Origin of the sequence: Caldanaerobius polysaccharolyticus DSM 13641 (assembly GCF_000427425.1) — a bacterium.
GTDB lineage: Bacteria > Bacillota > Thermoanaerobacteria > Thermoanaerobacterales > Caldanaerobiaceae > Caldanaerobius > Caldanaerobius polysaccharolyticus.
Map to the genome: position 1 here is coordinate 787,608 of NZ_KE386494.1, position 13,995 is coordinate 801,602.

Consider the following 13,995-nt stretch of genomic DNA (forward strand, 5'->3'; position numbering starts at 1 on the left):
CTTTTAAAATCCTTACACCTTATGAAAGAGGTAAAATTTGTGCTCTTTTAAAAGAAGGGTTCTCACCATCTCAAATCGCTAAAAAACTTGGCCGTCATCGCAGCACCATTTACCGCGAAATAAAACGTGGCACCACAACTCAACGCCGCACAGATCTAACTACATATGAAGCATACTTCCCTGAAACCGGCCAGGCGGTATATGAGAAGAATCGCTCTTTCTGTGGCCGAAAAAGTTAGGCAAAAGTATTAGCGAACGGCCTGATAGCATTGAAAAGCGTGAGGAGCTCGGTCATTGGGAAATCGACACTGTTCTCGGAAGACGCTCTAATGACCATATTCTGCTGACCCTAACAGAAAGAAAAACTCGCTATCATCTGCTCCTTTCATTGGTAAGTAAAACTGCTGAGGCGGTAGATGAAGCATTAAAGCGGCTAAAAAGCCAGTATGGTCTTATGTTTTCTCGGGTGTTTAAGAGCATCACTGCGGATAACGGTAGTGAGTTTGCCAATTTAAACGTCCATGGGATTGATATTTACTATGCTCACCCCTACTCTGCCTGGGAACGAGCAATTAATGAGAGGCACAATGGCCTAGTAAGGCGGTTGATTCCTAAGGGAACAGCTATCAGTGAATTGTCACTTTCACAAATTGAGCGGGCGCAGAATTGGTATAATACTTTATTCGGGTTTCCAAAAAATGTGTCGCATTTAATATTGTCGCATTTAATACTGTAGTTTAAGAAAAATTAAGCGCTAAATAATTAACACTTACCATAATGGCAGAATTATGTGTATTTGTGAAAAAAAGTTTGTTAAAACCATTGAACTAAAAAAGAATAGATATTCATATAGGAGTATCATCCAATCATTAAACAAAACGCACTAAGAAATAACGTGGAAAATAAAATATTTAATAAAAAAATAGGGAGTGAAAAATATTTTGTGTATTTAGATTAATTTCATGCTCTTTCTTGATAAGAATCAATTAATATTTTATTTAACCCATTTCTTAGTATAACCTTTTTTCTACATTTTATGCATTAAAATGAATTAAATTGGTTAAAATATTTAATCAGGGATCGCCTGAGCTTTTTTGAGAACCTTTGAAGACCGTAGGGCTTAAGGTCCTCAAAAAAATTTTTTCGGTTTTCCCCTTATAGATATTTTTCTAGTCTACCTGGATACATTATAATTAATTGGTTTAACACTATATCCCAATTTTCATATCCTACTGTCCACTTCTTTAATACATTCATACTTACCAAATACAGCATTTTTTCTAAAGCTTCATCTGATGAGCTGCCTGTGGAATCCTTCAATTATGTTCGTCGTATACATTACTTTCCTTAATTCATTAGGAAATTTGTAAAATGAGCTTGAAACTTCCCAATTATTTTCCCAACTCTTTATTGCGTAGGGATAAGTATTTTGCCATTTGCTTTTTAGTTTTTCAAATTCATCTCTTGCAATTTCTTCATTAGCAACCTGGTACACTGCTTTAAAATCTTTGCTAAACTTTTTAAGATGTTTATATGAAACATATTTAAAGCAATTCCTTAATTGATGTATTATGCATCTTTGTATTTCTGAATAATACCTAATATGTCTTTTGTACTTTTTATTGTTACAATAATACTACATATGCAGCTCTATTAATAATATGGCCGTCAGTTCTAATTTTGTAGTGAAGGCATCCATGAATACAAATGGATAAATTTTTTCTGATGGTCTTGATTGCCATTCTTTAATTTCCGGCACTATTCTTTCGGTCATTTTGCTGACCATTTCAGCAGAAAGTTGTACACCATATAAGTCTTTAATTTGGTCATGGATGTCTCTGGTTGACATACCTCTTACATAAAGTGTAATAACTTTTTCTTCAATTCCTGATATGTCTCTTTTGTATTTCGGAACTATTTTGGGTTCAAATTCGCCTTCTTTATCACGTGGAATATCAATTTCCATTTCACCAAATTGAGTTTTTACAGTCTTTTAAGTATCTTCGTCTTTCTTCTCATACTTTTCATGTCCAAGCTCTGTAGAGAGCTCTGCTTCAAGTATTTCTTGGATAGCATCTTTAAAAAGGTCTTTTAGTATTGCATAAAGGTCTGGAATAGATTGAATATTGTTTTCACTGATGAAACTTTTTAATTGTTCCTTTGTCAAAATTGACATTTTTAAAAACCTCCCTTGTAAGATATAGTTGTAACAATTCAGTAATAAAATACTGAATGAGTTACCTATATTTAACTTTCCATTTCTCCTTCTCCCCTTCAGTGAAGAAGGAAAAAATCAAGCATTTCGTTTAAATATGCTTTTCTCTAGGGAAAAGCGCCCTTCTGTAATTATCTCTAGTCTTTAACTTCGCCAACTTGTTGGCCTGAACCTTGACAACGTAGTATAATATCTTGCGGAATAGGAAGTTTGATGCACTTCCTCCCAGAGACTCTTTCTATATGAAAGAGATTACTCGTAATAGAGACTATCAATCCATTCCGTGTAAGATTCTACGTTTTGGCTGGTTGAGGCCAACTTTCGTTGGTTCCTCGTTTCACGTGCAAGGTTGTATTCTTACAGGGAAATGGAATGGATCTTCCTATTTCAAAATATTTTCGTTAGGGGGTTAATAACTATGACTAATCAACCAATAGCTGGCTTTGATGTTAGTAAAAAATTCAGTGATATGTGCATCCTAAGCCCTGACAACAAAGTATTTGCTAGAATGAGAGTACATCATAACATATCCGACTTCAGAAAAGCTTGCTCTCTTTTAAAAGAGGCGGAAAAGGAGTTCGCTATGACACCCATAATTATCATGGAAGCTACTGGCCACTATCATAGACTCCTTTTCCATTTCCTCAAAAACTCTGGATATGAGGTTATTGTAGTTAACCCCATCCAAACTGATTCTATCAAAAATATCAGCGTAAGGAAAGTAAAAAATGATAAAGTTGATGCTTACCGTATTGCTATCCTCTACAGGCTTAGGGAACTCAAGCCTACCAATACGCCTGTAGAAGCCATATTAGACATTCGCAATCTCTGCAGGCAATATTATGATATTTCCGATGACTGTACTGCTTACAAAAATAAACTAATTGCTATCTTGGACGAATTGTTCCCAGGGTTCAATGACATCTTCGGAAACATAGCATCTAAAACTGCACTTGAGATTCTCTCAACTTATCCTACACCAGAAGATATACTAAATGCTCCAAAGGATATGCTTGTTGAAATTATCTCTAAGGCTAGCCGTAAAGGTTTAAAATGGTCTTTGAACAAATACGACAAGCTTATAGACATTGCAAATGAGGTTAAACCCTTATTCATCAAACATTCTAGCAGCAATGTTCTTTTAAACACTGTCATTACTTTAATTAAAACATTTCAAGACCTCTTAAAACAGATTGAAAATGAAATACATAAAATTATTACAAATAATCCTGACTATGTTGGCAAAGCAATTGAACTTTTAGATTCAATTCCTGGTATAGATACTATAACAGCCGCTACAATACTTGGTGAAATAGGTGACTTTTCGGCTTTTAAGAGTCCTAAACAGCTTGTTGCTTTCTTCGGTATCGATCCTTCTCAAAAGGATTCTGGACAATTCAAAAGTTCTAATAACAAAATGTCTAAAAGAGGTTCAAAAATACTCAGGAGAGTATTATATACTACTGCAATGGCCAATGTACGAAAAAAATGCAACAAGGAATTATTTAACCCGGTACTATTTGAATATTACAACCAAAAGCTTGCTTCTAAGCCTAAAAAAGTCGCCTTAGTTGCCGTAATGCATAAGCTTGTATATATCATTTTTGCCGTGTTGAGAGATCAAAGCCCTTTTATGTTAAGAACACCTGAAGAACATAAAAAATTACTCGTTCTTAAAGCGTTACAGCAACGGGGAAAAACGGCTTAATATTTTGTTGTCAAGGTTCAATTGTATCATTCAGGCCAGCTATTTTTTACCATTTTTAGGTGGCTTTGTTGTTGTGCGATTAATTTAAATACTGCATTTAACTAAAAATTTTTTTACTTTTTAAAAAGTCTCTTGACAAGTATTAGCTGGTCTCTATTATCTTTCATTTTCTCACGATATCTCCGTTTTTCTTCGATTTTCTCATTGCAACAAGAACCCTCTATGGCTTATATTATCATTTTTTACTCATATTCCCTCTAAATGCGTAACCTTAATAAGCCTCGTTTGTTATTTCCATATTCTGGCGGAATGCCTCCACTTATCTCATGGGGCTTACCCTCCCATGTCTCACAGGATCTTCGTCCTTAATTCCTTCGTTCTACCTGCCATGAGGTGGATGTCAGCTACGCTCCTTCGCAGGGTCTCTGCCCTTATGGTGAAAATTCTTACCTGACTATTCCTGCTCTTGTTGTCAATGTTCAAATCGTAATTTATCTTCTTGAAATGCATATTTCTTTTTTATCCTTTGCACCGCTTAATTGTCCTAACCATCGCAGAACGCGAGGCTGTCAAGGGTCAGCTTTTAAGACATGAACAAAACAAAGCTGAGACGGTAGTACTTGCCCAAGACTTCGAGCAGATGCGATGCTTATTACGCAACTTCCTGTAATGGGGGCCTCTTTATGTCTTTTAGCATCTTAACCGGATCGTATTTTACGCCTTTTCTCAGTATTACGTAGAATATCCTTATCATCTTGCAGCATAATGCTATCAATGATTGTTTCTTTTTTAATGGGTTTTGTGCCCGGGTCGTGTAGTACTTGTGAAGCTCCTGGAATTCTTTATTCTTTGCCACAATCGGCATTATTGCCTTGAATAATATGCTTCTTAATCGTCTTCGCCCCCTTTTGCTTATTACTGTCTCCCCTTTGTGTTTACCCGAGCTATTCTCTACCAGATTTAATCCCGCCAGCTTTTGTATCTGCTTTGGGTGCTCATATCTCTCTATATCTCCTACTTCTGAAATAAATCCTGCTACTGTATTTATACCTATGCCTTTGATCTTTAACATCTCATTAACTCCAGGTACCTGCATCACAAGCTCTTTTATTTCTTTATCTACCTCTTCAAGCTGCTTTCTAAGCAGTTCATATTGCTCGAGGGTACTCTTTAATTCGTATTCTGCCATCTTGATGCCCTCTCTTCTGCCTATACTCTTTCTTGCAGCATTTAAGAGCTCTATTGCCCTTTTTTGGCCTATTGCACGTTGTACTTCTTTTTTCCAGCATGATAGTATCTCTTCCATGCTTTTTTTAGCTATCTTCTCCGGCGTCGGAAATTCTTTTAACGTCACAAGTGCTGCTTTGCCTTCCCAATCCGCAAATACTGTATTAAATTCAGGAAAGTATATGTCAAGCCACCTTGCAACCTGGTTCTTTATCATCCCCAATTGCTTGTTTAATCTCTCGCGTATGTCCATTGCAGCCCTTAATTCTGCGTATATCCCTTCGGGTATATTGGGCTCCACATACCTGCCGTCTTTGACAAGCATTGCTATTGTCTTGGGATCCTTGTGGTCGCTTTTTGTTGGTGAATTATCGTCTAATTCTTTGCTTCTTTTTACATGGAATGGATTCACTAACACTACCTTTACGTCATTATCTTTAAGATACTGGGCAAAACACAACCAGTAATGGCCCGTAGGTTCCATACCGACCATCAAATGGTCTTTTTTGTTTTTTCTCATCAAATCCATCGCCCATGCAAGAAATTTTTCCATACCTTCTCTGTTGTTTTCGAATTCCAGGCGTTTACCGTACTCCACGCCCCTGTAATCAAATGCTCTGGCGTGATGCTTTTCTTTAGCAATGTCCACTCCTACGATTAATGTTTTTTGGCAGTGTAAAATTTAAGTAGGTGATTAAGAAGGAAAAAGGTACTCAAATGTAGAAAAAAGACCTCACCGCCTAAAAAAAATAAAAATACAAAGGAGTGTGAGGTCTTATGTTAAATATTCGACACATAGTAGGTGCAGTCCTTCTTTTTTGCAACGGATTAATAAAAATAATCAATGAAAGCAAAGATTTTTATGAACTCGAAAAAGGAGTATATGAACTCTGCCAGAAAGTCTGTAACCAGATTTTCATATGGGCACTGGAGCAAATGGATACACGTTTGATGAATGAACGCGACCGTGAAACCTGGGAAGTAATAGGATTTAGAAAAAAAGATGCCATAAGCACCTTTGGCGAATTTACATATAGAAGACGCTTATACAGAAACAAAAAGACAGGTGAGACCAGGTTTTTGTTGGATGATCTATTGGGTTGGCCAATACGGGCAAAAATAACTCCAAGGTTAAGAGAGATAGCCGTGAAGCTGAGTATAGAGATGCCCTTCAGGCGTGTTGCCGAAACTTTAAGCCAACTATTTCCCAATATCAGTACAATGACAATCTGGAAAGTCGTTAAGGATTTAGGAGAAACTTTAAAACAAGAGAGTGAAAAAAAGAGGACAGAGATATTTGAAGAAGGTAAATTGCCTCAAGGGCAAGAAATTACATCAACCCTTTGTATTGAAAGCGATGGTGTAATGATCCGACTGCAAAGAGCGGACAATAAGATAGGAGAAATAAAGCACCTAGTAGCCTGTGAAGGCAAAGAAAAAATAGGTTATGAACAGTATGCACTGAAGGACAAGATTGTAGTGAGTGGGTGAGCGGATAGCCAGACCATGTGGGGAGAAACATATGCAAAAGCCGGGAGCAAATGGGACCTAAATCGCGTAGAAAAAGTATACATAGGAGGAGATGGAGCCGATTGGCCAAAAGAGGGATTAGAATATTTTCCTGGAGCTGAGTACAAGCTGGACCCATATCACATTAGCAAGCATCTAACAGAGGCCTTGTGGTATGACGAAGAAACTTTCAACAAAGTACGAGAAGCTATTTACCAAAGCGACTTTGAGAAGACTCAAGAGACGCTAAAAGAAGAGATAAAGAAAACGAAAGGGAATCGAAGGAAGAAAGTCATAGCTCTTTTAGATTATCTCACAAAGAATTGGGAAGGGATAGCTGCGTTAAATGAAGAGGGACGACTAGGAACCATCGAAGGGCAGATACAGCACAACATAGCGCGACGGATGAAACGGTTGGGAGCCAGGTGGAGCACATCCGGTGGAGACAGGATAGCTCGAATATTAGCAGAGAGAGCCAATGGAGAGTTAGAGAAATATATTTTACGTTGGCCAATGGAACAGAGAAAGCTCAAAGAGATGGCGCAGATAAAGTCGGAAGAGAAAAAAGGAGTTGAAGACATAGAGGAATGGGTTAAAGTATCACTGCCTGCATTAAAAGGGCCCTTTGCCAGTCGGCCGTGGGTAAAGTATGTATTAAAAGAATTAAGCCATGTAAGTGTTGCAGCGATCATTTAAAGACAGTTTGTACTGAGATTTGAGGGTAAGAGAGGAATATAATAGGTTGAGAGAGGATACCGGTCAAGGGTATCAGAGCTTTTTTGAAAGAGGGCGACCGGTGTGAGGAGCTGTTGCTTTTTGTGTGTAATCAACAATTGCCAAATATGGAATGATATTTATAATTTCACCAACAAGGTTTATGAAAAGCGGTGAGGTAGAGTTATTAGAAAATTTACCTACAAACTCTTGACACAAACATGTTTTTTCTGTCACTTGCAAAATCTTTTCGTTTTGTGTATACTTCATTTAAGTACCTCCTGTTTTTTCGTTAATTCGAGGTAAGTTCTAGAACTTACACTCTGTATTTTATCAGGAGGTACTTATTTTTTCAAAGTTCTTTTTGGTTCATTTTGGCCCATTTTTATTCATTACAGGAATGCTCCTTCTCGGTTTGCTTTATTTTTGAATTCTTACCAAGAAAGAGGTTTTTAATCATTTTACACAAAATTTTTTACAGTCTCAAGAAATACTATAAGGGAGAGGCCTTGCCTCCCCCCCTTTTTTCTTACCTCAGTAACTGCAACACGTTCTGTGGTAATTGATTTGCCTGCGCTAACATAGCTGTCGCTGCCTGGTTCAATATGTTGTTCTTTGTAAACTCCATCATTTCTTTGGCCATATCTACATCTCTTATACGCGATTCAGCTGCAGTTAGGTTTTCTTCTGCTGTACCCAAATTGTTAATAGTATGTTCCAAACGATTCTGAGTGGCACCCAATTTAGAACGTTCTGCCGACACAGTATTAATAGCAATATCAATAACACTTATAGCAGCATCAAAACTAAAACTATTACTTGTTACATTTATTGTTGCACTTGTATCTATTCCCAAAGTAGCAGCATCCATCTGTCCAATTGTTAAACTCAATTGCTGTGCTTGATTAGCGCCAATTTGAAATACTAAAGCACTAGATGAATAATCTCCATTTAACAATGTTTTTCCGTTAAATTGTGTACGCTGGCTGATTCCATCAATCTCCTGAGCTAATGCATTAATTTCATCCTGTATCGCTTGTAAGTCTTCAGGTTGATTGGTACCCAAGTTACCAGCCTGTACCACCAGTTCTCTCATACGCTGTAAAATAGAGTGGGTTTCATTTAAAGCGCCTTCAGCTGTCTGAATTAAAGAAATGCCGTCTTGAGCATTTTTCTGTGCCATGCTCAGTCCTCTTATTTGCCCTCTCATTTTCTCCGATATAGCCAAACCTGCTGCGTCGTCGCCTGCCCTGTTGATCCTGTAACCTGATGACAGCTTCTCTAAGGCCTTTTGTGTGTTGGTGTTATTAATTGAAAGCTGTCTCCACGCATTTAATGCGCTTAAGTTATGGTTTATTATCATCCTTCTCTTCCTCCCTTATGTATATTTTGGTGGATTTATTGACCACTTCTTTTCACTAGTATTTATCGTAAATATCTCATAAAACTTTAGAGGGGGTTTTCAAAATACATATATTCTCCTTTGCCTATAAACACCACCAACGCTGCTTTAACGTCTTTCCTCTCCTTAAAACCTTTACTGTCTACATACTTTGCCAGCTGCCTTAATCCCTCTTGTTTGATTGCTTCTAATCTACTCCTGTCTTTCTCTTTTACATACTTTAACTCTATCAGCCACTCGTATTTTACATCCGTTGCCCTTATATCTCTCTCAAAGCATATATCTATGTATCTATTTTCTACTTCTCTTTCGCTTACAGGTCTGTATAAGCCGCTTAATACTAGATACGAAAACAGTATGACTTTTATGTATTTCTCATTGAAATCAATCATGTCTCTATTGGATAATGCTTTTAACACATTATCCCTTATATAATCTATATATGGCATTATATCGCCATTATATGCCATTTCTTCAATGGCAATCCTTAGTGACTCTGTATCGAGGACAATATTATATTCCCTTTTTATACTGTTAACTACATACTCCCAGTACACGGTCTTTATAACGTAGTTGGGTATTTTTAATATAAGCCTGGACTTTTCTTTTCTATCAATGGTCAGTAAACCCATATAAAACAACAGCGACACGAAATACTCCTGATCGTACATCCTGTCGAAGGAAAACCGCGTTACAACATCAGAGGTTATCCCTTCATTTTCGACTATGTTCTTCAGTATCCTTTGATTTTCTATATTCATGGACAATCTATTAAGCCTTCCGTAATCCATTTTCACATTGTCATCAATCAAATATCTCGGTCGTTGATTAAACCTTATAAACTGGTCTAAAAAATATAGGACCATATCGGGATTATATACCCTTTCAGTAGAAAATTCATTAAACAAATATCCATTATAATATTCTCTTAAATTTATCATAATATCTTTTCTTTCTATACCCAATTTTTCGATTATCCCGTTAACCTCACTTTCCGTAAAGCCCAGCATCTCATTCATATTCACATCCATCGTAATGTTCAAAGCTATATTAAAACCGCTGGTGAGGTCGTCCAGCATTATAGGCGAAATCCCTGTTATAAATATCCTCTCTACAACGCTTTCAGTTCCTATTTTTACGGTTTCATAAAAATCCCTGACAAATCCTGATGCCCTAATAATCTCCTTATATAATTGACTTTCACCCATTGCTATAATATCATTGGCAAAATGGTCGTATTCATCGATTATAAGATAAATCCTCCCGTCTACATTTTTAACCTGGTTAACAACGGTGATAAATATAGAACTAATATCTCCAATATTTTTGATCCTATCTATTACGCCATCAATTTCTCCAAAAATATTTTTGTACTTATTAAAAAAATCCTCTGCCGAATTGAGCAATCTTAATTTAAATGATTCTTCCAGAGAATCTTTATTGGACGTATTGAGGCCCGAAAAATTCAATCTAAAGATCATATACTTATTTTTCTGATTGGTTGGATTTTTACCTATATACAAATCCCCAAACAATTCGTTAAAGTCATCTACGGCATTTATATCATAATAATTCTCCAGAGTTGACAAAAATAAGCTCTTACCAAACCTCCTAGGTCTGATGAAAAATAAATAGTTACTGTTTAACTTCTCTATTTTCTCTATAAACATCGTCTTGTCTACATATAGATAACCTTCTTCTCTTAATCTCTTAAAATTGGATATGCCATACGGTATTTTCACACTATCACTCCCCACATAATATATCCCATCCCCATTTCTTAACATTCCTTTAATATAATATCATATTTTTGCCAATCTGAAATAAACTGTGCATAAAATCTTGTTCCGTCCATCAATCAATACGTTTCCCTATACGCCTTCGGGCTACACCCCTTTACTTTCTTAAACATCTTGGAAAAACCCAGCGGATCGCTGTAGCCTACTGAGCGAGCTACATCGCTTATGGACAGCGAAGGATTTTTCATAAGCTCACACGCTTTATCCATCCTATACTTTATTAGGTACTCTCGAGGGGATACTTTAAGATACTCTTTAAACAGCGAGCATAAATAGCTCCTGTCAAGGCCTATATGCCTTGCCAGTTCCATTACGCTTATATCCCTGGAATAGTTCATCTCTATGTACTGGATAGCTTTTCTTATGTATATCTCTTGCTGTTTTTTGCCCGCCTCAACATACCCATCTGCTGCCTCTATAAGTTCTGAAAGAAAAAGGTATAAAAGGCCCTGAAGGCGTATCTCGCCGCCCTTTTTCAGCTTAGAGGCATCTATCATTTTAAAAAAACATTCCTTTACGTAATTCCCTTTATCGTAAGTAAATATAGGATTTTCTCGCGTAAGCCCTGCGTACTTTAAATACATCTCAGCCTTGATGCCCTGAAACCCTACCCACGTGTATGTCCATGGGTTTTCTCTATCAGCTTCGTAATAAGTGACTATATCAGGGCATATGAGAAATCCCTGGTTCTTGCGAAGGCTATATACCTTTCCGTCGATATGAAATCTCCCCTGCCCATCCAGTATATAATGTATAAGAAAATGGTCTCTTACAGCAGGCCCGTAGGAGTGCCCTGGCTCACATTCTTCCATGCCACAGTGGTATACGCATAAATCGATACCTTCTCTTAAATTTGTGTGAAAATCGTACATACATCCATCTCCTCTATCTCACATTATACCATATTTATACCCCATCAAGTCATTGGATTTTCCATGTTAAGTGCTTTATGGTTGTGGTATAATAATATAAAAAAAATAATATAAAAATATATAAGGAGCACGAATTATGAGAAATTTGAGTTTAATACAAAATGAAATAAGTGCCATTAATTCATGTTTACAAAAAAATCCTAATATAATCGCATTATATATTTTTGGCTCCTATGGAACAGCATATTATAACAAATTTAGTGACATTGATTTCGCCGTTTTATACGACAAGATCCCTACATTGGATGAAGAATTGGCATTAGAAATATATATAAGTGATATTCTGAAACGAGATGATGTGGATGTTGTCAACCTAAATAAAGCTCCTATTAACCTAAAGCACAATGTAATATACACCGGTGACTTGCTTTACTGTAAAGACGACATAAAGTTAGCAGATTTTAAAGAATACGTGTTTAATGTATACGGCGACTATGGAATTACATTAAAATATTTTTACGATGATTATATCAAAGGACTGAGCAAGAATGCCTTATGACGTGGATAAAATAATTAAAAAACTGGATACAATTAAAAGATCCATAAATAACCTCAATGAGTTATCGCGACTTACACCAAAAGAATTTCTATCAGATTTCAAATATTATGATTCGGCAAAATATAATCTTCAAATAGCAATAGAAGCAATGATCGACATCGGAAATCACATCATATCAAGGCAAAATTTCGAACCCCCTAAGACCTATGCTGATACGTTCGAGATTCTTGGAAAGCACAACATATTGCCATCTGATATGATTAATACATATAAGTTAATGGCCAAATTTCGCAATAGAATCGTGCATTTTTATGATGATGTCGATGAATCTGAGGTCTACAACATCCTACAGAATAACATACAGGATTTCGAGAAATTTATTTCATTCATAGCTTCCTTATTGAACAAGCCCAGGTAGGCTACCTCACATTATACCATATTTATACCCCATCAAGTCATTGGATTTTCCATGGAGTGCCGCTATAATCTATTCATGAAATCGTTTAATCACAGGGGGTTTTAAAATGCCTAAGATCACGTTTATGGGTGCTGGAAGCACCGTGTTTGCCAAAAACGTACTGGGCGATGTGATGCTCACGCCTGCATTACAGGGGTGCGAGATAGCCTTATACGATATCGATCCTCAAAGGCTTAAAGACTCTGAGATGATGCTCAACAACATAAATGAAAACTACGGGGGGCACGCTACGATAAAAGCGTACCTTGGCGTGGAAAGCAGAAAAGAAGCCTTAAGAGGTGCTGATTTTGTGGTCAATGCCATACAGGTGGGCGGATACGAGCCCTGTACTGTCACAGACTTTGAGATTCCTAAGAAATACGGCCTGAGGCAAACCATCGCCGATACCCTGGGAATCGGAGGCATATTCAGGGCATTGAGGACCATCCCCGTTCTTAAAGAATTTGCAGACGACATGGCTGAGGTATGCCCTGATGCCTGGTTTTTAAACTACACCAATCCCATGGCCATATTAACGGGAGCCCTTATAAGGTTTGGCGTAAAAACAGTAGGACTTTGCCACAGCGTACAGGGATGCGTGCCGGGACTTTTAAGGCCGCTGGGTATAAGCACTGAAAACGTGCAGTGGAAAATCGCAGGCATCAATCACCAAGCCTGGCTTTTAGAGATCACCAGAGATGGAAAGGATCTGTATCCCGAGATAAAAGAAAAGGCATTCAGCAGGCCCACGCCCCACAACGATATGGTGCGCTATGAGATAATGAAACAGTTCGGTTACTATGTAACAGAGTCCAGCGAGCACAACGCCGAATACGTTCCGTGGTTTATAAAGAGCACCCATCCTGAGCTGATAGAGAGGTTCAACATCCCTCTGGACGAGTATCCCAGAAGGTGCGTAAACCAGATTAAAGGCTGGGAGGCCATGAGGAAGGACTTAGTTGAGAACAAGAATATAGAGCACCACAGGACACACGAATACGCTTCTTATATAATGGAAGCTATTGTCACGGATAAGCCCTACAGAATCCACGGCAACGTATTAAACACCGGCCTTATCACAAATCTCCCTTACGATGCTGTAGTTGAAGTGCCCTGCATGGTAGATAGAAACGGCATAAACCCTTGTTATGTAGGAGATCTGCCTCAGCAGTGCGCAGCTATCAATAGGACAAATATAAACGTACAGCTACTCACCTTAGAAGCTGCATTTACTTTAAAGAAGGATTACATATACATGGCAGCAATGATGGACCCCCATACAGCAGCAGAGCTCACCATTGACGAGATCAGGGCCATGTGTGACGACCTCATTGAAGCCCATGGTGATTGGTTACCGAAATTTAAATAATGCGAAAAACCACAGGCAAATTTTATTTCAAAAGACCTCTGAATATGCAGAGGTCTTTTTGCTGTATATATTATATTATATAGCCAACTTCCATACAATGTGATATAATTAAATTAATATACTTAATTAAGAATATATTTGGATTAGTGAAATGAAGTTTAAAG

10 protein-coding genes and 3 pseudogenes are annotated in these 13,995 nt (G+C 37.4%); 6 read left to right on the forward strand and 7 right to left on the reverse strand.

What is annotated here, in order from left to right; translation table 11 throughout:
• Positions 1-736: pseudogene (locus CALPO_RS14400) on the forward strand (IS30 family transposase); the annotation flags it as partial.
• Between the two features lie 419 nt (positions 737-1,155).
• Here the strand turns inward: CALPO_RS14400 and CALPO_RS13260 are convergent.
• A pseudogene (locus CALPO_RS13260) lies at positions 1,156-2,176 on the reverse strand (IS256 family transposase).
• Positions 2,177-2,633: 457 nt separating this feature from the next.
• Between CALPO_RS13260 and CALPO_RS0104730 the strand changes: the two are divergent.
• Entirely contained in the window at positions 2,634-3,923 is a 1,290-nt protein-coding gene (locus CALPO_RS0104730) for an IS110 family RNA-guided transposase (protein ID WP_026486302.1), read from the forward strand.
• Between the two features lie 348 nt (positions 3,924-4,271).
• Here CALPO_RS0104730 and CALPO_RS14595 read toward each other — a convergent pair whose 3' ends face one another.
• Together CALPO_RS14595 and CALPO_RS0104740 are read right to left on the reverse strand one after the other, a co-directional pair.
• Entirely contained in the window at positions 4,272-4,433 is a 162-nt protein-coding gene (locus CALPO_RS14595) for a hypothetical protein (protein ID WP_156940132.1), read from the reverse strand.
• 142 nt (positions 4,434-4,575) lie between these two features.
• Positions 4,576-5,832, reverse strand: a complete 1,257-nt coding sequence (locus CALPO_RS0104740) for an IS110 family RNA-guided transposase (RefSeq protein WP_026486303.1) — start codon at positions 5,830-5,832, stop codon at positions 4,576-4,578.
• Between the two features lie 95 nt (positions 5,833-5,927).
• Here CALPO_RS0104740 and CALPO_RS13265 point away from each other — a divergent pair.
• A pseudogene (locus CALPO_RS13265) lies at positions 5,928-7,355 on the forward strand (ISLre2 family transposase).
• 72 nt (positions 7,356-7,427) lie between these two features.
• Here the strand turns inward: CALPO_RS13265 and CALPO_RS0104750 are convergent.
• The 4 genes from CALPO_RS0104750 to CALPO_RS0104765 all read right to left on the reverse strand — a co-directional run bounded on the left by CALPO_RS0104750 (position 7,428) and on the right by CALPO_RS0104765 (position 11,446).
• A complete protein-coding gene (locus CALPO_RS0104750; RefSeq protein WP_026486304.1) occupies positions 7,428-7,643 on the reverse strand; it encodes a hypothetical protein in 216 nt (71 codons plus the stop codon).
• Between the two features lie 259 nt (positions 7,644-7,902).
• The gene (gene hag / locus CALPO_RS0104755; protein ID WP_026486305.1) at positions 7,903-8,736 is read right to left on the reverse strand and encodes a flagellin Hag; all 834 of its coding nucleotides are present in this window, start codon (positions 8,734-8,736) and stop codon (positions 7,903-7,905) included.
• Positions 8,737-8,822: 86 nt separating this feature from the next.
• Positions 8,823-10,562, reverse strand: coding sequence for an ATP-binding protein (locus tag CALPO_RS0104760; RefSeq protein ID WP_051585828.1), 1,740 nt, complete (start codon positions 10,560-10,562; stop codon positions 8,823-8,825).
• Between the two features lie 71 nt (positions 10,563-10,633).
• The gene (locus tag CALPO_RS0104765; protein ID WP_026486307.1) at positions 10,634-11,446 is read right to left on the reverse strand and encodes an AraC family transcriptional regulator; all 813 of its coding nucleotides are present in this window, start codon (positions 11,444-11,446) and stop codon (positions 10,634-10,636) included.
• 136 nt (positions 11,447-11,582) lie between these two features.
• Between CALPO_RS0104765 and mntA the strand changes: the two genes are divergently transcribed.
• The 3 genes from mntA to melA all read left to right on the forward strand — a co-directional run bounded on the left by mntA (position 11,583) and on the right by melA (position 13,831).
• Positions 11,583-12,005, forward strand: coding sequence for a type VII toxin-antitoxin system MntA family adenylyltransferase antitoxin (gene mntA / locus CALPO_RS0104770; protein WP_026486308.1), 423 nt, complete (start codon positions 11,583-11,585; stop codon positions 12,003-12,005).
• Positions 11,995-12,423, forward strand: coding sequence for a type VII toxin-antitoxin system HepT family RNase toxin (hepT, locus tag CALPO_RS0104775; RefSeq protein ID WP_026486309.1), 429 nt, complete (start codon positions 11,995-11,997; stop codon positions 12,421-12,423). The genes mntA and hepT overlap by 11 nt, the downstream gene beginning before the upstream one ends.
• Before the next feature lie 106 nt (positions 12,424-12,529).
• Positions 12,530-13,831 carry an alpha-glucosidase/alpha-galactosidase gene (melA, locus tag CALPO_RS0104780; RefSeq protein WP_026486310.1) on the forward strand — a complete coding sequence of 434 codons (1,302 nt, stop codon included), beginning with the start codon at positions 12,530-12,532 and terminating at the stop codon, positions 13,829-13,831.
• Positions 13,832-13,995 lie beyond the last annotated feature (164 nt).

Excerpts from the sequence above, each read along its gene's own strand:
- CALPO_RS0104760 (WP_051585828.1), bottom strand. The coding sequence starts at position 10,562 with ATGTTAAGAAATGGGGATGGGATATATTATGTGGGGAGTGATAGTGTG.
- hepT (WP_026486309.1), top strand. The coding sequence starts at position 11,995 with ATGCCTTATGACGTGGATAAAATAATTAAAAAACTGGATACAATTAAA.
- mntA (WP_026486308.1), top strand. The coding sequence starts at position 11,583 with ATGAGAAATTTGAGTTTAATACAAAATGAAATAAGTGCCATTAATTCA.
- CALPO_RS0104750 (WP_026486304.1), bottom strand. The coding sequence starts at position 7,643 with ATGAAGTATACACAAAACGAAAAGATTTTGCAAGTGACAGAAAAAACA.
- melA (WP_026486310.1), top strand. The coding sequence starts at position 12,530 with ATGCCTAAGATCACGTTTATGGGTGCTGGAAGCACCGTGTTTGCCAAA.
- CALPO_RS0104765 (WP_026486307.1), bottom strand. The coding sequence starts at position 11,446 with ATGTACGATTTTCACACAAATTTAAGAGAAGGTATCGATTTATGCGTA.
- CALPO_RS0104730 (WP_026486302.1), top strand. The coding sequence starts at position 2,634 with ATGACTAATCAACCAATAGCTGGCTTTGATGTTAGTAAAAAATTCAGT.
- hag (WP_026486305.1), bottom strand. The coding sequence starts at position 8,736 with ATGATAATAAACCATAACTTAAGCGCATTAAATGCGTGGAGACAGCTT.
- CALPO_RS14595 (WP_156940132.1), bottom strand. The coding sequence starts at position 4,433 with ATGCATTTCAAGAAGATAAATTACGATTTGAACATTGACAACAAGAGC.